The sequence below is a fragment of the Bacillus sp. FSL R5-0709 genome (assembly GCF_038004785.1).
GTDB lineage: Bacteria > Bacillota > Bacilli > Bacillales > Bacillaceae_G > Bacillus_A > Bacillus_A mycoides.
This window is the reverse complement of sequence record NZ_JBBORT010000001.1, coordinates 342275-362969: the sequence shown is the minus strand read 5'-3', so window position 1 is coordinate 362969 and position 20695 is coordinate 342275. Positions and strand designations below refer to the sequence as shown.

General features: G+C 36.5%; 16 protein-coding genes and 1 riboswitch. Of the genes, 3 read left to right on the top strand and 13 right to left on the bottom strand.

Annotated elements, in window-relative coordinates:
- Nucleotides 1-4: 4 nt before the first annotated feature.
- The 5 genes from MKX37_RS01935 to rlmD form a co-directional block, all read right to left on the bottom strand.
- Nucleotides 5-712 carry a M48 family metallopeptidase gene (locus MKX37_RS01935; protein WP_002124917.1) on the bottom strand — a complete coding sequence of 236 codons (708 nt, stop codon included), beginning with the start codon at nucleotides 710-712 and terminating at the stop codon, nucleotides 5-7.
- Nucleotides 713-806: 94 nt separating this feature from the next.
- The gene (locus MKX37_RS01930) at nucleotides 807-1325 is read right to left on the bottom strand and encodes a YehS family protein (protein ID WP_002124916.1); all 519 of its coding nucleotides are present in this window, start codon (nucleotides 1323-1325) and stop codon (nucleotides 807-809) included.
- A gap of 376 nt (nucleotides 1326-1701) precedes the next feature.
- The gene (locus MKX37_RS01925; RefSeq protein ID WP_078422303.1) at nucleotides 1702-3720 is read right to left on the bottom strand and encodes a GAF domain-containing sensor histidine kinase; all 2019 of its coding nucleotides are present in this window, start codon (nucleotides 3718-3720) and stop codon (nucleotides 1702-1704) included.
- 214 nt (nucleotides 3721-3934) lie between these two features.
- Entirely contained in the window at nucleotides 3935-4924 is a 990-nt protein-coding gene (locus MKX37_RS01920) for a tRNA dihydrouridine synthase (protein ID WP_002186820.1), read from the bottom strand.
- Between the two features lie 202 nt (nucleotides 4925-5126).
- Nucleotides 5127-6503, bottom strand: coding sequence for a 23S rRNA (uracil(1939)-C(5))-methyltransferase RlmD (gene rlmD / locus MKX37_RS01915; protein WP_002140209.1), 1377 nt, complete (start codon nucleotides 6501-6503; stop codon nucleotides 5127-5129).
- A gap of 121 nt (nucleotides 6504-6624) precedes the next feature.
- Nucleotides 6625-6726: riboswitch (purine riboswitch) on the top strand.
- Between the two features lie 197 nt (nucleotides 6727-6923).
- On the opposite strand from rlmD, the gene MKX37_RS01910 reads away from it, so the two are divergent.
- Nucleotides 6924-8120, top strand: a complete 1197-nt coding sequence (locus tag MKX37_RS01910; RefSeq protein ID WP_002063580.1) for a NupC/NupG family nucleoside CNT transporter — start codon at nucleotides 6924-6926, stop codon at nucleotides 8118-8120.
- A 46-nt stretch (nucleotides 8121-8166) separates the two neighbouring features.
- On the opposite strand, the gene MKX37_RS01905 is transcribed toward MKX37_RS01910, so the two are convergent.
- Complete coding sequence (locus MKX37_RS01905) at nucleotides 8167-8874, bottom strand: hypothetical protein (RefSeq protein WP_002186818.1); 708 nt, start codon at nucleotides 8872-8874, stop codon at nucleotides 8167-8169.
- 505 nt (nucleotides 8875-9379) lie between these two features.
- Between MKX37_RS01905 and MKX37_RS01900 the strand changes: the two genes are divergently transcribed.
- Both MKX37_RS01900 and MKX37_RS01895 read left to right on the top strand, forming a co-directional pair.
- Complete coding sequence (locus MKX37_RS01900) at nucleotides 9380-10462, top strand: polysaccharide deacetylase family protein (RefSeq protein ID WP_002167040.1); 1083 nt, start codon at nucleotides 9380-9382, stop codon at nucleotides 10460-10462.
- A 116-nt stretch (nucleotides 10463-10578) separates the two neighbouring features.
- Nucleotides 10579-11808, top strand: a complete 1230-nt coding sequence (locus MKX37_RS01895; RefSeq protein ID WP_002010058.1) for an aminopeptidase — start codon at nucleotides 10579-10581, stop codon at nucleotides 11806-11808.
- A gap of 40 nt (nucleotides 11809-11848) precedes the next feature.
- On the opposite strand, the gene MKX37_RS01890 is transcribed toward MKX37_RS01895, so the two are convergent.
- From MKX37_RS01890 to gatB, 7 genes are all read right to left on the bottom strand, one after another.
- A complete protein-coding gene (locus tag MKX37_RS01890; protein WP_002029495.1) occupies nucleotides 11849-12172 on the bottom strand; it encodes a DMT family transporter in 324 nt (107 codons plus the stop codon).
- Between the two features lie 47 nt (nucleotides 12173-12219).
- The gene (gene gabD / locus MKX37_RS01885) at nucleotides 12220-13671 is read right to left on the bottom strand and encodes an NADP-dependent succinate-semialdehyde dehydrogenase (protein ID WP_002124905.1); all 1452 of its coding nucleotides are present in this window, start codon (nucleotides 13669-13671) and stop codon (nucleotides 12220-12222) included.
- Nucleotides 13664-15031: a sigma-54 interaction domain-containing protein gene (locus MKX37_RS01880; RefSeq protein ID WP_002124902.1), complete on the bottom strand. Its 1368-nt coding sequence runs from the start codon at nucleotides 15029-15031 to the stop codon at nucleotides 13664-13666. The genes gabD and MKX37_RS01880 overlap by 8 nt, the downstream gene beginning before the upstream one ends.
- 306 nt (nucleotides 15032-15337) lie before the next feature.
- Entirely contained in the window at nucleotides 15338-16702 is a 1365-nt protein-coding gene (gabT, locus tag MKX37_RS01875) for a 4-aminobutyrate--2-oxoglutarate transaminase (protein WP_002124901.1), read from the bottom strand.
- A gap of 155 nt (nucleotides 16703-16857) precedes the next feature.
- Nucleotides 16858-17604, bottom strand: a complete 747-nt coding sequence (locus MKX37_RS01870; RefSeq protein ID WP_002010052.1) for an HAD family hydrolase — start codon at nucleotides 17602-17604, stop codon at nucleotides 16858-16860.
- A gap of 194 nt (nucleotides 17605-17798) precedes the next feature.
- The gene (locus tag MKX37_RS01865; protein WP_002010051.1) at nucleotides 17799-18704 is read right to left on the bottom strand and encodes a diacylglycerol kinase; all 906 of its coding nucleotides are present in this window, start codon (nucleotides 18702-18704) and stop codon (nucleotides 17799-17801) included.
- A 559-nt stretch (nucleotides 18705-19263) separates the two neighbouring features.
- The gene (gatB, locus tag MKX37_RS01860; RefSeq protein ID WP_002010050.1) at nucleotides 19264-20691 is read right to left on the bottom strand and encodes an Asp-tRNA(Asn)/Glu-tRNA(Gln) amidotransferase subunit GatB; all 1428 of its coding nucleotides are present in this window, start codon (nucleotides 20689-20691) and stop codon (nucleotides 19264-19266) included.
- Between the last annotated feature and the right edge of the window lie 4 nt (nucleotides 20692-20695).

Here is a 20695-nt window from a genome sequence, read left to right as displayed (position 1 = left end):
ATAACTAAACCGTCATCTTCCAACTAGATAACGCTAACCAGTTTTCCATTTCCTTATAATCAGGCATTATCTTGCCAACAAGACGCCAAAAAGAGCGATCATGATTTAAATGAACCATATGACACATTTCATGAACAACTACATAATCAATTACCCTTTGAGGTGCCATTGCTAGCTTCCAATTAAACGTTAGCTGTAGATTTGAATCACAAGTTCCCCACGTACGACTACTATCTGTAATACGAATAGAACGCGGTTTTGTTTTAAAGTTACTTTGATGCGCTTTAATACTCTTCTCTACTAATGCCTTGCACTGCTTATAGTAAAATCGTTTTAAAGCCTGCTGGATTTTCTCATTCTTAAGCTCATTCACGTAAATGTGTAGCTTATCCCCTTCAAAAACTGCATTGTCTTGCGTAATACTTGCATCTTGAGAAATCTGTATCGGATACGTATTCCCTAAATACAGAAAGCCCTCGCCTTGATCATAATCCTTTTCCTGTGGTCCAAGCGCTCGCTCCTGCATGTCCTTACGTGTTTTCTGAATCCAATCCCATTTCTCCTCTAGCAGCTGGACTAAGTATTCAACAGGTGTTCCCTTTGGAGCCTGCACTTCCACATTTCCGTACGAATCTACAAAAAGACGCACCGACTTTTTCTTCTTATAAGTTATATGAAAATTAATTGTCTCATCTAAATATGTATGTACCATTTCATCACCTAGTGTATTATTTTACAAATAAAAAAGAATAGGACACAAACGCCCTACTCTATCTATTATATCATTTACTGTTTCACCGAACTTATTATCCTCTGTACTTTACACCTAATCCCTTAATGAAATTCCTTGCGTATCTATCGCCGCACTCTTTGTAATGCTTATGGCCTTTCTTTCTTAATAAAGCGCCTAACTCTCCTTTTGTTACGATGACGCCTACACTGTCTAATATATCAAGCACATCTTCACTCGTTAAAGATAGTGCTATTTTCATTTTCTTTAAAAGAAGGTTATTGGCACTCTCCTTGCTCTGTACAGGTGCCGGTTGCCCTGGTTTCGGATCTTGCTTCCCTCTTTTTAAAGTAATAAATCCATTTAAAAATGCCTCTAGCATCATCATGTCGCATGTTAATACGTACTCATCTTCGATTACATCATCATTTTCAGCTTCATGTTGTGGACTTCTCTTTACTTTTGTAAGCATATCAAGTACGTCCTCTTTCGTTACTTCCATCCCGCCAAGTTCAAAGATTTCTACCATATCTATATCTCTTATATCTAAAGCGTACCTTACTCTTTTTAATATATCGTTGTTGCTCATTGCCATTGTATTTCCTCCTGAAATGTTGATTATAGTAATGCTTTTAGCATGTATAAATTAATATCGTTAAGTTACTACTTTAACATTTTAGAGGTAGGTTTTGTAGTCTTAGGTGGATTAATGCTTTTGGGGATGATTTTAAAACAGCAAAAAAGGATGGGATAATCGCGCAAAATTACGGATGGGGATTTACTATTAATTAACACACTTAAAAATGGACTAACCTGATATAGGTTAGTCCATTTCTTTTTATGCAACTCTAATTTAGTGGGCAACTCAAACATGAATGTTACGCAAAATTCAGGTGAAATATATTGATTGTGTTTACTTAGGTTTTCCTTTTTATTTGTGGTACGGTTCACCGTAACTAATCTAAATGAGGTTATTGTTCATTATTTTCATAATTAAATTTAACAAAAAAGGTAGTGCCTTCCGAGCCTGTTTGAATTTCTATTTTCGCATTATGCCGGGTAGCAATAGCATAACATACGCCTAATCCCAATCCAGTTCCATTATCTTTGGTCGTGTAAAATGGAGTACCCAGTTTCTCTAATACTTCAGGCCTGATACCTTTTCCTTGATCCCGCACTGCAAGCACCACACAATTTTGACATTCCTTGTAGGTGCTAATGGTTAGAATTTTCCCTGTGCTCATCGCTTCTAAGCCATTACGGTATAGGTTTATTAATAATTGCCGTATCTCATTACGATTTAAAAGTAATTCTGGAATGTCATTTGTATCGACTTGAATATATTTATTTTGATTATACGTATCAATCTTTATTAAAGGAATAATATCGTGGATAATTGAATTTAAATCTAACATCTGCAAATCCGATTTCTTTGTATTACCCATTGAGAGAAATTCAGTAATAATAGAATTGGCACGGTCAAGTTCTTCAATCATTAATTTAAAGTACTTATTATGTTTCTCATAGGTGTGCTCTTCTTTTAATAACTGCAAAAACCCTCGTACTGTTGTCATTGGATTTCTGATCTCATGGCTGATACCTGCTGCCATTTGTCCTATTAAATCTATGTTGGATAACCTTTTCAATTCCTGCTCATATTGCTTTTTTTCCGTTATGTTTTTAAAAATACAACAAATACCATCATCATACGGGTATGCAATAACTTCGTGCCAATATTCATCAGAGATAGAAAAAAATTCGAAATGAACTGTAACTCGCTCTGACATTGCACGATGAAATTCCTTATACATAACTGCGTCGACGCTACTCGGGAAGACCTCCCATATATTCTTACCTAATACATCTTTTGCTGTTTTTCTTTGTGGAAAATATTGATGCTTATTTACGTACGTGAATTCCCATTTATTATTCAAAGTAAAGAATCCATCCGTAATAATTTCAATCACACTTGTAACTTTTTCATTAGCAGCAGCTAGTTCTCTCGTTCGCTCTTCCACCATGCTTTCAAGTTGATCCATATATAACAAGTTTGAAAACGTAGGAGCTGTGGCATCAACGATAGATTTTGCCAGTTGAATTTGGGAATTATCGTAATTGTGAGCTTTTCCCTCTTTGCCCACGACGATTACCCCTAATACTTCTCCCATTGAAACCAATGGAATCATCAGTAGACCCTTACTATCTATATTTTTTGTTTGAATAACCTCTTGGATCTTGGCTTCATAGCTTTTCTCCATCCAATCCGCTTCTGTCCAATCACAGTCCTTGCTTAACTTCGTTGTTTTAATCGTTGTTTTGTCTAGCGGGTCTAAAAGGTGGGCAGCCATGTTTTTACTCTCTAAAATCTGTCCTAAGTAAAAAAAACATTTATCAAAACTCTCCTGTATCGAGGAACACATTGATAAATCACGGGTAACATCTAGTAACAGCTGCTTCTCGGCAATAAGGTTTTCCTTTTGTGTTAAATTATTTGCGTTTTGAATTGCGACCGCAGCCATATTTACATAAGCTTCAACACTTTGAATCTCTGAATCTGTTAAGTTCATTGGAACTCCATAATCAAATAAAAAAACCAGACCAAATAACTCTTGCCCAAATGAGATAGGTAGGGCTAATAAGGACTTAATTTTGAACGCATCAACTGGTCTCGGATCCGGCCGATGATCCTTTGAGGTATCAGGGATAGAGATGGTTTTTTTGGTTTCAATAACTTCTTTTGCCAGTAAGTCTATTTCAGGATCAATTACCTGAGTATCGAGCGTTACGCCATTTATGGTCTCTGGTTTTCCTGCAAACCCTCTAAATGTTCCATCTTCCTGGGGTAAATAAATTCCAACAGCGTTGCACCTAACAATCTCCTCTGATATCGCCATTGTTACACGCTGCAATACTTCACGTAGTTCTAATTTTGTATTTATTATTTTTGTTATATTCGCGAGCCTAGAATATCTCGTCTGATCACTTAACATTCACATAGCCTCCAAGTTATAGGCATAATAAAATAAACATGATAATATCAGTGAAAATCAAGACCAACCTGCCATTTTCAATTTTCTCCTGTATTCTTTTCTTACCCTTGTTTTACATAGAATACCTCACTTACTTATGATACGGTTCACCTTAATTAAAATGGAACAAACACTCATAAAATCGCTACACCCTATCCCCTCTAACTTTCAAAAGTTACACTGTTTCACTATCTCCATCCTTATCAACACTCGCCTCAAACTTATCAAGCAACGCACGCACTTCATCAGTTGATTTCGTGTTCATCAATTGATTTCTTAGTTCAGCAGCTCCAGGGAATCCTTTTACATAAATTTTGAAGAAGCGATGAAGCCCTGTGATTGAACGTGGTAGTACTTCTGCATATTGATCTTGAAGGTCAAGCTGCAGTCTTAAAAGGTCAAGGTGTTCTTGACTGCTATGCTCTCTCGGTTCTTTTTCAAAGGCAAACGGATTTTTAAAGATTCCTCGTCCAATCATAACGCCATCAATACCGTATTTTTCAGCAAGTTCCATTCCAGCTTGACGATCAGGAATGTCTCCATTGATTGTTATTAGCGTATTTGGTGCGATACGGTCACGTAATTTTTTAATTTCCGGAATTAGTTCCCAGTGCGCATCTACTTGACTCATTTCTTCTCTTGTACGTAAGTGAATAGAAAGGTTCGCAATATCTTGTTTGAAAATGTGCGTTAGCCAATCCTCCCACTCACTTAACTCTTTAAAGCCAAGTCGTGTTTTTACGCTGACAGGTAGTCCGCCCGCTTTTGCTGCTTGAATAAGTTCTGCCGCAACGTCTGGACGTAGAATAAGGCCACTACCTTTTCCTCTTGATGCTACATTCGGTACAGGGCAGCCCATATTAATATCGATACCTTTAAATCCTAGCTCTGCCATACCAATACTCATTTGGCGGAAATATTCAGGAGTATCTCCCCAAATATGCGCGACTATCGGTTGCTCATCTTCTGTAAAAATTAAACGGCCACGTACACTTTTCATACCTTCTGGATGACAATAGCTATCCGAGTTTGTAAACTCTGTGAAAAATACATCTGGGCAACCAGCTTCACTTACTACGTGACGAAAAACAACATCTGTCACATCTTCCATTGGTGCAAGTACAAAAAACGGTCGTGGTAAATCATTCCAAAAATTATCTATCATTTCAAATTCAAATCCTCTCACTATGAATACATCTTCAAACTCTCAATTAAAAAATATAAATCCAAATAACACCAGTACATTTGGGCATTTATAATTTGTGAAAATCAGTAATATTTATTTTAACTAAAATCGTTGCTGAATGGTATTTTTATAAACCAAAAAGCAGATGGTATAGATTTTTTCTATATCAACTGCTTTTTTATTATACCAACTTAAGCCAAGCCACACACTCTACATGAGTCGTATGCGGGAACATATCAACAGGCTGTACTTCCTGCGTTTTATATCCGCCTTCTTCTAGTACTTTTAAGTCGCGTGCTAATGTTGCTGGGTTACACGATACGTATACGACGCGTTTTGGCTTCATGTCGATGATTGTGTTTAGTAATGCTTCGTCACAGCCTTTACGCGGTGGGTCTACGACCATTGTGTCGGCGATTACGCCTTCTTTGTACCATTTTGGAATAACTACTTCTGCTTCTCCTACGCCAAATTCAGCGTTTGTCATGTTGTTTAGTGCTGCGTTTCGGTTTGCGTCTTCGATTGCTTCTGGAACGATTTCAACACCGTACACTTTTTTCGCTTTTTGCGCTAGGAATAAAGAGATTGATCCGATTCCGCAATAGGCATCAATTACTGTTTCGTTACCATTTAATTTTGCGTATTCTAACGTTTTATCATATAGTACTTTCGTTTGTTCTGGGTTTACTTGATAGAATGAACGTGCTGAAATCGCAAATTTAATGTCACCGATAAAGTCATAAATATATTCTGATCCGTACAGTACTGTCGTTTTGTCTCCGAAAATAACGTTTGTACGTTTCGTGTTTACGTTTTGAACGATTGATTTTACTTCTGGGAATTTCGCTGCGATTTCTTCAATGATTGCTTCTTTATTTGGCAATTCAGCTGTACGTGTAATGAAGACAAGCATAATTTCCCCTGTTACTTGTCCGTAGCGAGCCATTACGTGGCGAAGTGTTCCTTTGTTACGCTCTTCATTGTAAGCCGAAATACCGTGCTTTTCACAAATACGTTTTACTTCTTGAATTAATGTATCGTTTTCTTCCGCCTGAATTAAGCATGATTCCATATTAATGATGTCATGCGTTCCTTGACGATAGAAACCAGCTACAAGTCCACCTTCACGTTCTCCAATTGGCACTTGTGCTTTATTGCGGTATACCCACGGGTTTTTCATTCCAAGTACAGGATGAACAGGAACATCACTTAATCCACCGATGCGCTGCATAACGTCACGTACTTGTTTTTCTTTCGCTTTTAATTGTCCTTCATATGTTAAGTGCTGAAGTTGACAACCTCCGCACTCGTTGTACACGGGGCATTCTGCATCTTTACGATATGGACTTTCTTGATGAAGCTTCATTAAACGACCAAACGCGAAGTTTTTCTTCACTTTAATAATTTTAATTTGCGCTTCCTCACCTGGTAATCCGTTTTTTACGAAAATAGGATATCCCTTCACTTTCGCAACACCGGCACCATCATGTGTTAAATCTTCAAACACTACATCTATAAACTCGTTTTTTTCAACTGGTGGTGTCATTTTTATACTCATTTTCCGACCTCTCTTTTTCATAACACTGCGTTACATTTTATCATACTTATATGGTCTATTTCTATTGGAAGAAAAAAAGCTATTGACGATAGTTCTCTAGTAATGTTACGCTACTACTAATTTAATACGGACGATGTTACCTCATATATAGTCGATAATATGGATCGAGAGTTTCTACCCGGCAACCTTAAATTGCTGGACTATGGGGAAAACTAATGAATATTAGCCTATGTATAAAAAAGACTCCTATTGATTAGCTTTCTCTCATAGATGAAAGTAAATCCATAGGGGTCTTTTTTTTATTTTTCAAAAAGGTCAGACATCTTACGTATGACATGAAACTTCCATTACTTTATTTTTAGTAATATAACGAGCGTTTTATGTAAAAACTTTATACGAACTTCTGAAAGGAGCAACTACATGCAATATGTAATGAGCATTATCGGTATTCTTGTCGTTTTAGGTTTATGCTTTGCTTTGTCAAACAACAAAAGTAAAATCAACTTCCGTGCAATTGCTATTATGATTGGTTTCCAAATTTTAATCGGTTGGTTTATGTTTGGCACAAAAATTGGTCAACAAATTATCATCTTCATTAGTAAAGTTTTCAACAAACTAATTAAACTTGGTACGACAGGTGTCGATTTTCTCTTTAATGGAATTCAAAGAGATTTTGTCTTTTTCTTAAATGTATTATTAATTATCGTATTTTTCTCAGCACTACTTTCTATCTTTAGTTATTTAGGTGTTTTACCATTCATCGTTCGCGTTGTCGGCGGTGCAATTTCAAAAATTACTGGTTTACCACGCGTTGAATCATTCCACGCAGTAAACTCTGTATTCTTCGGTTCAAGTGAAGCGTTAATCGTTATTAAAAACGATTTACAGCATTTTAATAAAAACCGTATGTTTATCATTTGTTGTTCTGCGATGAGCTCAGTTTCTGCTTCTGTTACAGCATCATACGTAATGATGTTAGATGCGAAATATGTACTAGCAGCTCTTCCACTAAACTTATTCTCAAGCTTAATCGTTTGTTCGTTATTAACACCAGTTGATACGAAAAAGGAAGATGAAGTGATTCAAAAATTTGATAGAACTCTATTCGGAGACAGCTTTATCGGCGCAATGATTAACGGTGCGCTTGATGGTTTAAAAGTAGCTGGTATCGTTGCCGCATTAATGATCGCCTTTATCGGTGTTATGGAAGTTGTAAACTACGTAATCAGCGCTGCTTCAGGTGCAATGGGATATGCTGTTACTTTACAACAAATCTTCGGTTATATACTTGCTCCATTCGCATTCTTAATGGGTATCCCAACTCATGATATTATCCCAGCTGGTGGTATTATGGGTACGAAGATTGTATTAAACGAGTTTGTAGCAATCCTTGATTTAAAAGGCGCTGCGGCAACATTAGATCCACGTACAGTTGGAATCGTTACTGTATTCTTAATTAGCTTTGCAAGTATTAGCCAAATTGGTGCAATCGTTGGTACAATCCGTGCCCTTTCTGAAAAGCAAGGAAGCATCGTATCAAAATTCGGTTGGAAAATGCTATTTGCATCGACACTTGCTTCTATTTTATCTGCAACAATCGCTGGATTGTTTATTTAATAAAAAATCACCTTACTTGTTTAAGTAAGGTGATTTTTTTGATTCCTTATGAAATAGAACGGAATTCAATTACTTCCTCTTTACTAATAAGTTTTCCTTCGTGTATACCTTTTACTGAAATATCAATAATGGATTTATCCTCTCCTTCAAGCTTACCCAAAGAAAATATATAAATTAAATTTTGTTCTTTTAGCATCCATTGCTTGCCATGCCAGGGCCCCGTTATCTTTTGTTCCAAAGATGTTTTTTCTTCTCCAACATACTGACATTCTCCAAACGAAGTTTTTACTATATTTTTCTCCGTATCAATTACTATATTTCGAAATAGCTCTAAGTTTTTGCTTGAAACAATTTCTATCTCATGGTTACTTTTTTGTTTAAATTGCAGTTTTCCATCACTTGTATTAGATAAACTACTATTCTCAACGGCGTTCCTAAAAAAGTTATATTCTTCTTCTGTAATACCAAAATTAGGATGATATGGCTTCACCTGTTTATCTATATGCCCCGATATGTAGTTTACATACCACTCTTTATCATTTTTCACATGATCACTCATTTTTTTAGTAATAACCTCTACTTTTTTTAAGGTATCACGATCCATTTCAATCGTCATAATATCCGCCGTAACTTCCGCATTCATAAGGCGTGATGGAATATACTCCTCCACACTATTCGCTTTACTCACTTCACTTTGACAACCGACTATGAATAGCGATATGAAAAGGATATATACTAGTTTTTTATATTTCATTTCTGTTCTCCACTCCGTACATCATTCTTACTTACATTTATAGCGGTTCTTATTATAGTCCAAGATCCTGATATTTTAATAGAAACTACTCTACATATGCAAAATTGCATATTAATAAACCTTTCTCTTACTTTAAAATTAACTTAAATCATTTACCAAAATATACAAATTACAAATAAACAATGTTATAATTTGTAAAAAATATATTGGAGGATATTATGAAAGCTCACGCCCTTTTCGACTTCTTACACTTACTAGTTTTAAGCATGAAAAGCTATTATGTATGGGGAATGCCAATCTATGTATTCATTATCCCTCTTATTTTTGTAGTAGGTTATATCATTATCAAATCAAATAAGAAACGCAAGAATACCTCTATTCAAAGTCACTAACCTACCATTCACCTAAAAATGATATGATGAACAAGGGTATATCCCCACCTCTCTTATAGCGGTGGGGATTTTAATGTAAGCATGCAACATAATACACAATAGAAGGTGATTTTATGAGAAAATACGCAGCGATTGCTTTATGTACATCTGCTATTCTAGTAGGCTGTAATACTAGCAATGTAAGCCAAGAACCTAAAAAAGAGAAAAAGGTACAAGAGGTCAAAAAACAAGAAGAGACGGTGCGGGAACAAGGTAAAATTTCTTATAATCCAATTACGCACGAATCTACAAACGCAAATATTCATATTACAGACATAAAAGATTCTTTAACCGAAGTACAATATAAAATTTGGCGCACTGCTGATGGAAAGGAAAGTGCTAAATCCTTTTCTTCTAAAGAGAAAAATCAACAATTTACACTTCCCTTTGATATAAAAGAATTTGAAGGAAAACGCGGTGAATATCAAATTGAAGCTACAGGAACAACAGAGGGCGGAAAAACTATTCCACTTACGAAATCTACTATTACTTTCGAGCAAAAAGTTCCTGTTCTTATGTACCACGCAATTGATGATTATCATGGACAAGGTATTAAAGATTTATTCGTATCACCTGCTAACTTTGAAGCACAAATGAAGTATTTAAAAGAAAATGGTTATACTTTGTTAACGTTTGAACGCTGGGGCGATATAAATAAAGTAAACAAGCCGATTTTCGTTACATTTGATGACGGTATGAAAAATAATATGAATGCATTTCATGTTTTACAAAAACTAAAAGACGATACATTTAAACCAGCGGCAACAGAATATATGATTGTTGATAACGTTGATGTAGAAGGAGCTCTTTCTACATCTGAAATAAAAGAAATGGTTGATTCAGGTATTTTTTCTGTACAATCTCACACAGCAACACACGCAGACTTGCCGAAAATTACAAACTATGATGAAGAGTTAAAAGGATCAAAAGAAAAGCTAGAGAAAATAACAGGTAAGCCTGTTATCGCAATTGCTTATCCATTCGGTCATGTAGATGATAAAGTTGTCGCAGAAACAAAGAAACACTATCAATTTGCAACAACAACGAAGCCTGGACAATTCATTACGAAAGGTGAACCTGATGAATTGTTAAAAATGAAGCGTGTTCGCATACACCATACAACGACTGTAGAACAATTTGCTTCTTCGATTAAATAACTATCAGAGCTCAATACATTTTGAGCTCTCTTTTTACGTTATATTTATATATATTTTTAGAATTTTCTTGTATTATATATAGTAAGAAATCTTTCAAACTAAAGGAGATTATACATATGTCATTTGAACAAACGTTAGAGAAATATGCTGCCCTTGCAGTCAATGTTGGTGTTAATATTCAACCCGGACAAACTTTATCAATCAGTGCACCTCTTGAGGCTGTACAGTTTGTACGCCTCGTTACAGAAAAAGCATATAAATCTGGTGCAAAACACGTATATGTTGATTGGAATGATGAGACGTTAACACGCTTAAAGTTCGATCTAGCTCCTGAAGAAGCTTTCTCTGAATTCCCTTCTTGGAAAGCACATGCTCGTGAAGAATTAGCAAAAGAAGGCGCTGCATTTATGTCCATCTATGCAGAGAATCCTGATTTATTAAAAGGTGTAGAACCAAAGAAAATTGCAACAGCTCATAAAGTAGCTGGAGAAGCGATGAAAGTATACCGTGATTATGTACAAGCAGATAAAGTAAGCTGGTGCGTAATTTCTGTTCCTACGAAAGAATGGGCTGCAAAAGTATTCCCTGACGTAGCGCCAGAAGAACAAGAAACAAAGCTATGGGATGCTATCTTCAAAGCTACTCGTGCTGATTTAGAAAATCCTGTGGAAGCATGGAAAGAACATGATGAAACACTACATACAAAAGTAGATTACTTAAACGAAAAACATTATAAAGCTCTTCACTATACAGGCCCTGGAACAGACTTAACAATCGAACTTCCAGAGAAGCATGTATGGGCTGGTGCTGGTAGCTTAAATGAAAAGAACGTAGCATTTATGGCTAACATTCCAACTGAAGAAGTATTTACAATGCCTCTTAAAACAGGTGTGAACGGCCAAGTATCTAGCACAAAACCGTTAGCATTTGCAGGTAACATTATTGATAACTTCACGTTAACATTTGAAAACGGACGTATCGTAGACTATAAAGCTGAATCTGGTGAAGAGGCTTTAAAACATTTAGTAGAAACAGATGAAGGTTCTCACTTCTTAGGCGAAGTAGCTTTAGTACCTCATGATTCACCAATTTCAAACACAAATATTTTATTCTACAATACGCTATTTGATGAAAATGCATCTTGCCACCTTGCAATCGGAAATGCTTATGCATTTAACTTAGTTGGCGGAAAAACAATGTCTAAAGAAGAACTTGCTGAAAATGGCGCAAACGCTAGTATTACACACGAAGACTTCATGATTGGATCAGCTGAGCTTGATATCGACGGCATTACAGCTGATGGAAGACATGAGCCGATCTTCCGTAAAGGTAACTGGGCGTTTTAATAAAAATAAAAGGCTATCTTCCACGCCGGAAGATAGCCTTTTATGATGCCGATGACACTTTCAGTCCAATTACTCCTAAAACAATAAAGAGAATACAAAATGCTTGGAATAAATTAATATGCTCTTTAAAAAAGTACACACTAATGATTGTAATAAGTAGCGTTCCCACACCAGACCAAATTGCATAAGCAATGCTTAAATTAATCTTTTTAACAACGATAGCAAACACGCTGAAACAAATTCCATAGAATACGAAAATAAGTACACTTGGAACAAGCTTTGTTAAACCGTTCGATAACTTCATCGCAATCGTTCCAGCTACTTCAAAAATAATTGTTACGAGTAATAATAGCCAATATACCATACTAGAATCTCCTTCTCTGTTACCTTATAGAGATTCTAGTATACTACTTATAGTCCTAACGAAATATATTTAATTTCTAAATATTCCTCGATACCGAAATGGCCTCCTTCACGGCCGATACCACTTTCTTTAAAGCCTCCAAATGGTGCTTGTGCAACTGATGGAAGGCCATCGTTTAAGCCGATAATTCCGTACTCTAACGCTTCACTAATTTGGAATGCTTGGCTAATATCTTTTGTGAAAATATAAGCAGCCAAGCCATATGGTGTATTATTTGCTCGTTCGATTACTTCTTCAACTGTTTTAAATTTCGCAACTGGTGCAACCGGTCCAAATGTTTCTTCATTCATACAAAGCATCTTGTCATTTGCCAATCCAATTACTGTTGGCTGAATGAAATAACCATCTAACTCTGCAAATTTATGGCCACCGTATAAAACTTCTCCGCCCTTTTGAATTGCATCTTCAATATGTTCTTGTACTTTCGAAACTGCATTCGCATCAATAAGTGGACCTACAGTTGTTCCTTCGCCGAATCCATCTCCGACTTTAAGCTGCTCTACAGCTGTTGTGAACTTCCCTGCAAATTCTTCATACACTTCTTCTTGAACAAAGATGCGGTTTGTACATATACACGTTTGTCCTGCGTTACGGAATTTCGAACCAATTACCGCTTCTACCGCCTTATCTAAATCAGCATCATTCATAACAATAAATGGAGCGTGACCACCTAATTCAAGCGAAACCTTTTTCATCGTTTGCGCAGCGCTAGCCATTAATTCTTTTCCAATTTCAGTTGATCCTGTAAAGGAAACTTTTCGAACGCGCTCATCTTCCATCCACGTATCAGCAATTGCTTTTGCACTACCTGTTACAATATTTATTACACCTTTTGGAATATCTGCTTCATGTGCTAATTCAACTAACTTCAATGCAGTTAATGGCGTTTGACTCGCTGGTTTCACAACTGCCGTACAGCCTGCTGCAAGTGCTGGAGCTACCTTTCTCGTAATCATAGCAGCCGGGAAATTCCAAGGCGTAATAGCTGCCATAACCCCAACTGGTTGCTTCATAACTAAAATACGCTTATTCGGATGAGAAGCAGGAATCATTTCACCGTATATTCGCTTTCCTTCTTCTGCGTACCATTCAACAAAACTATTTGCATAATTCACTTCACCAAGTGCTTCTGCAAACGGCTTCCCTTGCTCTCTCGTCATGATTGCTGCAATTTCTTCTTTATTTTCATCAATGAGCGTGAACCATTTTTTTAACTTTACTGCGCGATCCGCTGCCGTTAATTTTGACCATAATTTAAAAGCCTCATGTGCAGCATCAACTGCTTGCTTTGCCTCTGTAATCCCGCCCTTTGGTACAGTTGCAAATACTTCCTTTGTCGCTGGATTATTCACTTCGATTTGTTCTTGCAGTGTAATCCACTCACCATTTATATACATCGCTTTTTTATCTAAGTTTACGAACGTCGCTTTTTTATCCAATGTTTTCTTCCTCCTCTATAAACTTCTTAATTTTCCTAGTAGCAGCAGATTGACTTATTTGCAAAAACTCAGCCACTTTATAACTTGATCCATACGTTTTATACGCTTTAAGAATAATATTTCTCTCTACCTCTTCCAGCATTCTATAAAGACTTTGTCCAGATTGTTCAACTGTTGCCTCTTGCATAGATAGTGGCAAATCTTCTACCGTTACAAAATCATCAGCAGTGATAACAATTCGTTCAATTACATTTTCAATCTCTCTATTATTTCCTTCCCAAGGGTACCCTACAAACATTTGTAACGTACTAGGTGCTAACTTCACATCACGTCCGTACTTTTTATTAAAATGCTGTAAATAATGATAGATGAGCGGCAAAATGTCTTCTGTTCTCTCCCGAAGTGGCGGAATTGAAATTGGAATGACATTCAGACGATAGTATAAATCTTTCCGGAATTTTCCTTGTTTCACCATCGTACTTAAATCTCTATTTGTTGCCGCTACAATTCTAACGTCCACCTTTTTTAATTCTCTTCCGCCTATAGGACGAAACGTTTTTTCTTGCAATACTTGCAAAAGCTTCGCTTGAATTTCAAGCGGCATTTCACCAATTTCATCTAAGAAAAGAGTTCCTCTATGCGCTGATTCTAATAGCCCCTTTTTCCCTTCACGATTTGCACCTGTAAAAGACCCACCTGAATATCCAAAAAGCTCAGATTCGATTAAATTCGTCGGCAATGCCGCACAATTAATTTCATAGAAACTTTCATTCTTCCGGTGACTCACTTCATGCAAATGGCGTACTAATCGGCTTTTCCCCACTCCAGTCTCACCTAATACGAGAACAGTACTATCTACTACTGATACTTTTTTTATTGTTTCGATTATTTTTTGCATAGCGATACTTTTAAAAATAAGTCCTTCGTGTTCATATGTTTCTCTTAATTCTTTTTTATATGTTTTTAACTGATTATCCATTTCCTCTACCTTTTGACGTAATTGATAGAGTTCTGTAAGATCACGAGAATAACTAATCACTCTTCTTAAATTTCCCTCATCATCAAAAACAGGCCTTGTACGAACATGCAAATACTCTCCTGATTTCGTTGTTTGAACAAGTTCAACTGGCCTTTTCTTTTCAATTACTTCTAACGTTGCAGACGGATAAAAAATCCCTTCTTTTTGTAGTTCTTTTACATGCTTTCCTACTAATTCCTTAGCAGAGAGCTGGTAATGTCTTTCACACATGCTATTTACACGTACAACGATTCCTTTATCATCCGTAACAAAAATTTCGTCAAATGCATATTCAAATACATCTTGTAAATCCATCAACACTCGTTCCTTTTCTGCAACCATCCTAGCCACCCCTTACTTTAAATCCATCGATTCACTTCACTACCTTTATTATAAAGTGAATTTTCTGCATTTTATATAGAGTAAGCTAGAATGTTTTCAATTTGTTATTTATACAAATCTATTTATATTTTTCAACACATAATTCGCTGCCTTGAAAAATACAGAATGCCATCGCAACCACACCCTCACTTTGTTTTAGCTTGGCATGGGGCAGGAAAAGGGGCTGATCGATTCTATATATGACCAGATGCTCTCTTCCGCCTAAAAAGAAAAGCTTTATGCCCTTTTTTAAGTTATCCCAATTCTTTAAACACGAGCGATATTTGCTTGCTCATAACAAGCTTGCAATGATTCTTCAATTATTGTTAAACCTTCCTCAAGTTGCTCATCTGTAATCACTAATGGCATTAAAACACGAATAACATTTCCATATGTTCCTGCTGATAGTAGAAGTAATCCATGCTTATTTGCTTCTGCACATAAATTAGACGCTAGTGTTTTATCAGGCGCTTTCGTCTTGCGATCTTGAACGAGCTCGAATGCACACATTGCCCCTAAGCCGCGCACATCACCGATGCAATTATATTTGTTTTTCATCTCTTGGAATCGGTTCATTACGACTTTCCCTACTTCTATCGCTCTATCATTTAATTTCTCTTTTTCTATTACATCAAGCACAGCTAATGCAGCCGCACATCCTAGTGGGCTTCCTGCATATGTTCCGCCCAGTTCTCCCGGTGCAGACTCATTCATAATTTCTTTACGCCCAATGACACCACTTATCGGTACACCAGCACCTAATGATTTAGATACCGTAATTAAGTCTGGAACGACATCATAATGATCAATTGCAAAGTATTTTCCGGTACGACTAAAGCCTGTTTGAATTTCATCAGCTACAAATAAAATACCGTGCTCTGAACAAATGCTGCGTACTTCTTGAACGAATTTCTTACTTGGAACGATAAATCCGCCTTCCCCTTGAACAGGTTCCATTACAACTGCTGCAATTGTTTCTGGTGCTACTTCTGATATGAAGAAGTTCTTAAACTCTTCAATGATAAAATCATCATACTGCTCTTCTGTTAACCCTTCTGGGCGACGGTATTCATATGGGAATGGCGCTTTATATACTTCTGGAGCAAATGGGCCAAATCCAAATTTATATGGTTTTACTTTACTTGTCATCGTCATTGTCATTAATGTACGCCCATGAAATCCTTTAGAAAATGCGATAATTCCAGGTCTCTTCGTATATTTACGAGCAATCTTCACTGCATTTTCAACCGCTTCTGCCCCACTATTTAAAAACAGCACTTGTTTATCGAAATTACCTGGCGCTAATGCGGCCAGCTTTTCTGCCAATTCAATATATGGCTCATACATCATCACATTAAATCCAGTATGAATATATTGATCTACTTGTTTATGAAGCGCTTCTTTAACGGCTGGATGACAGTGTCCTACATTAATTGTCCCAATTGCTCCTGCGAAATCAATGTACTGATTTCCATCCACATCTGTTACGAGTGCACCATTTGCAGACTGTACAAATGTTGGAATCCCATTACTTACTCCTTTTGGTACTATATTTTGGCGGCGTTCTAATAAAGACGCTGCTTTCGGTCCTGGAATTTGTTCATTTACTTTAGCAAATTTTTTTGTGTTCACTGTGTACCCCATCCTTTTCTATACAATGTTTTCTCTTTATATTGCAAGATGCATGCCAACTTCCTCTTTCTAGTATTCATCCCATTCTCTTACTATCTCGGCATAAAAAAATAAGTCTATAAAGACTCATATAGAGTCTTTATAGACTTATTCATTTATACATTAGACTTTCCTTGTTCCCAAATAAACTCACCTGAATGAGAAATTAAATCTTCAACAGATTGTAATACTAAATCTGCAAGTGGTTCTAACGTTTGACGATCACCCGTACCAGATAGTACGCCAATCGCATAACAGTCGCCACCATTTTTCGCTAAATGTAAATCCGTCGGTGTATCCCCGATGACTGCTACTTCACATGTCTCTAAATTAAATCTCTCACAAAACGATTCTACAATTTTTTTATCTGGCTTCTGTGCTGGAAATGTATCTGAAGCTATAACACAATCAAAAAAAGCTTCCAATTGATATTGCTTTAAAAATAATTCTGTCGGCGCGAAATCATCAGCTGTAACGACACCTAGAATAAACCCTCTATCCTTTAACGCTTGTAAAACTTTCGGTAAATCTGCCGTCATTCTCATATGTGAACGATGCTCGTACATAAGAGCAAACAACTTTTCACTCACCCATTGATGCATCTCTTCTTCTCTAGATGATGCAATATACTTACAAAGCCCCTTGGCCACATCAAGACTCGTTCCAGCAGCGAGCGCACTACGCGGGTGAACAAATGCTCCATCTACGCCAATCTCTTTTAATAAAGCCTGCTGCATTGACTGTGGGAGTTGATATAATTTTATACATTCAGCGACAAGCTCTTCAGCTACTTTTATCCAAATTGAATGAAAATCCATTAATGTCCCGTCTTTATCAAATAATATTGCTTTTACCTTCTCCATAGCATCCTACCTCTCATTTCTTATCTCTTCCAGTGTATCAATAAAATATGGATATAAAATAAACGGATTGTAAAAATACCATAAAAATCAAACTAACTTACAATTTACAATTCATCTGCACATAGAGAAACTTTAATCAGTGGGGGAATCTTATTACTCGCAAATAGTGAGGTGAAAGCAAAAAAAAGATGCCTTTACAGGGCATCCTCTTGATGTTCAGGAACAAATAGTTCCAGACAATGATATATATTTTCAAATTCCATTGGTGCATCTCCGCCATATTCACCATCTAAGTTGATCATTAATTTATCAGGTGAATGCACTTTAATACGATTCGCTTGTGTATATAGTACTTTCGGATTGTTAATATGTTCCCCACGCTGCGCTTGTGTTGCTGCTTTAATTAAATCAGCGATAGAACCTTTTTTCAGTACTAATAAATCAAATAATCCATCGTTAATAGATGCATATGGTGCTACTTTTTCGAATCCACCAACTGAACGAGTATTCGTAATTAAAAACATCGTAATTTCTTCTTGTAGCAACTTCCCATCATACTCAATTTCAACATATGTTGGATGTAATGATGGTAACATTTCGATTCCTTTTAAATAGTAAGCAAGTTGGCCTAATACCGTTTTTAGCTTGCTTGGTACTTCATATGTTAATTCTGTAATACGGCCGCCACCAGCGATATTAATGAAATATGTATCATTTGCTCTACCAAGATCTAACGGTACCGTTGTTCCTTCACAAATAATATCCGCAGCCTCTTCAATAACACGAGGTACACCGATCGCACGCGCAAAATCATTTGTCGTTCCAACTGGAATAATTCCAAACTTTGGACGATGCTCATGTCCTACTAAACCGTTCACTACTTCATTTAACGTACCATCACCACCAGCTGCGATAACAACATCAAACTTACGATCCGCAGCTTGCCTCGCTGCCACAGTCGCATCTCCAGGACCAGTTGTCGCATGACAAGACGCTTCATATCCAGCTTGTTCTAATTTTTGTAATACTTCTGGTAAGCTCTTCTTAAATAGCTCGCGCCCAGAAGTAGGATTATAAATAATTCTTGCTCGCTTCATCATTTATTAGCACAGGAAATTCCTTATTCATTGAAAAACGAATACACCGAACCCTTATTCAGTATCCCTATGCTTACCTCCTCTCATCTTCCTATCCTTCTTTAATTCCGCTCAAACAGGCAGTAAGAACCCGATTCGTGTAGCCCATCAAAAGTAACTATTCACTCCTGATAGTTTTGCTTTATTTAACCAAGAAATTTATCCCGCTATTTGCAGGCAGTAAAACTCCCACTGATTAAAGTTTCACTTTATGTCTATCCATTCTCTCACATCAATTTACATATAATGAATAATAATTATCTATTATTTCATGAGATGAAAAAACTCTCTATGTCTAGATTTATCATTATTCCCACCTTTTTGCAACTATCATACCATAGTTGCTATACAAACATTTTTTCACTTTTGACAGTTAATCAAACGTTTGTTTAAATTATTTTTCACCATTTAAACAAACGTTTGATTAACTCAGAAAAAACACCCAAATACGGGTGTTTTTTCTGTTTAATCTTTAAGAATCTATACTATTTTAGCGTTCAAAAATAAGAATTCTTCTCTTTTTTTAGCGCTTATTAATCTCTTCAAGTAAGATTTTATTAACAAGCGGTGGATTTGCTTGTCCTTTTGTAGCTTTCATAATTTGACCAACTAAGAAGCCAATTGCACGGTCTTTACCGTTTTTAAAGTCTTCAATAGATTGCTCATTATTATCAAGAATTTCTGTTACAACCTTACGAAGTGTTCCTTCGTCAGAAATTTGAACAAGACCTTTCGCTTTAACGATTTCTTCTGGGTCTCCACCTTTTTCAATTAATTCATTAAATACTTTCTTCGCGATTTTAGAAGAAATTGTACCTTTTTCAATTAATTGAACCATTTTAGCTAAGCCAGCTGGCGTTAATGCAACGTCTTTTAATTCTTTTTGTTGTTTGTTTAAGTATGCAAGTACTTCACCCATTAACCAGTTTGATGTTAATTTCGCATCAGCACCGTCTGCAACTGTTGCTTCAAAGAAATCAGACATCTCTTTCGTTAATGTCAATACATGCGCATCATAAGCTGGTAAGCCAACTTCTTCAACATAGCGAGCTTTACGTGCATCTGGAAGTTCTGGAATAGAAGCACGAATTTCTTCTTTCCACTCATCGTCGATGTAAAGTTCAACTAAGTCTGGCTCTGGGAAGTAACGGTAATCGTCAGATCCTTCTTTTATACGCATTAAGATTGTTTTCTTCGTTGCTTCGTCATAACGACGTGTTTCTTGTTGGATGATACCACCAGATAATAATTCTTTTTCTTGGCGCACTTGCTCATGCTCAAGACCTTTTTGCACGTAAGTGAAAGAGTTTAAGTTTTTCAGTTCTGCTTTTGTACCGAACTTCTCTTGTCCAACTGGACGAAGTGAAATATTCGCATCACAACGAAGAGAACCTTCTTCCATCTTACAATCAGATACACCTGTATATTGAATGATTGATTTTAACTTCTCTAAGTACGCATATGCTTCTTCTGGAGTACGCATATCTGGCTCAGATACGATCTCGATTAAAGGCATCCCTTGACGGTTGTAGTCTACTAATGAACCGTCAGCTGCATGCGTTGATTTACCAGCATCTTCTTCTAAATGAAGACGTGTAATACCGATACGTTTCTTTTTACCGTCTACTTCGATTTCAATCCAACCATTTTCACCAATTGGCTTATCAAATTGAGAGATTTGGTAAGCTTTCGGATTATCTGGGTAGAAATAGTTTTTACGGTCGAACTTCGTTTCCGTTGCGATTTCACAGTTTAATGCCATTGCGGCTTTCATTGCAAAGTTAACTGCTTCCTTATTTAAAGTAGGAAGTACCCCTGGGTATCCTAAGTCAATTACACTTGTTTGTGTATTTGGCTCCGCTCCGAATTCTGTTGGACTCGCAGAGAAAATTTTCGAATTTGTTTTTAACTCAACGTGAACCTCTAAACCAATAATTGTTTCTAAATTCATCTAT

Bases quoted from the DNA above. Each gene is read 5' to 3' on its own strand.
- MKX37_RS01935 (WP_002124917.1), bottom strand. From the start codon at position 712: ATGGTACATACATATTTAGATGAGACAATTAATTTTCATATAACTTAT.
- MKX37_RS01930 (WP_002124916.1), bottom strand. From the start codon at position 1,325: ATGGCAATGAGCAACAACGATATATTAAAAAGAGTAAGGTACGCTTTA.
- MKX37_RS01925 (WP_078422303.1), bottom strand. From the start codon at position 3,720: ATGTTAAGTGATCAGACGAGATATTCTAGGCTCGCGAATATAACAAAA.
- MKX37_RS01920 (WP_002186820.1), bottom strand. From the start codon at position 4,924: ATGATAGATAATTTTTGGAATGATTTACCACGACCGTTTTTTGTACTT.
- rlmD (WP_002140209.1), bottom strand. From the start codon at position 6,503: ATGAGTATAAAAATGACACCACCAGTTGAAAAAAACGAGTTTATAGAT.
- MKX37_RS01910 (WP_002063580.1), top strand. From the start codon at position 6,924: ATGCAATATGTAATGAGCATTATCGGTATTCTTGTCGTTTTAGGTTTA.
- MKX37_RS01905 (WP_002186818.1), bottom strand. From the start codon at position 8,874: ATGAAATATAAAAAACTAGTATATATCCTTTTCATATCGCTATTCATA.
- MKX37_RS01900 (WP_002167040.1), top strand. From the start codon at position 9,380: ATGAGAAAATACGCAGCGATTGCTTTATGTACATCTGCTATTCTAGTA.
- MKX37_RS01895 (WP_002010058.1), top strand. From the start codon at position 10,579: ATGTCATTTGAACAAACGTTAGAGAAATATGCTGCCCTTGCAGTCAAT.
- MKX37_RS01890 (WP_002029495.1), bottom strand. From the start codon at position 12,172: ATGGTATATTGGCTATTATTACTCGTAACAATTATTTTTGAAGTAGCT.
- MKX37_RS01880 (WP_002124902.1), bottom strand. From the start codon at position 15,031: ATGGTTGCAGAAAAGGAACGAGTGTTGATGGATTTACAAGATGTATTT.
- MKX37_RS01870 (WP_002010052.1), bottom strand. From the start codon at position 17,604: ATGGAGAAGGTAAAAGCAATATTATTTGATAAAGACGGGACATTAATG.
- MKX37_RS01865 (WP_002010051.1), bottom strand. From the start codon at position 18,704: ATGATGAAGCGAGCAAGAATTATTTATAATCCTACTTCTGGGCGCGAG.
- gatB (WP_002010050.1), bottom strand. From the start codon at position 20,691: ATGAATTTAGAAACAATTATTGGTTTAGAGGTTCACGTTGAGTTAAAA.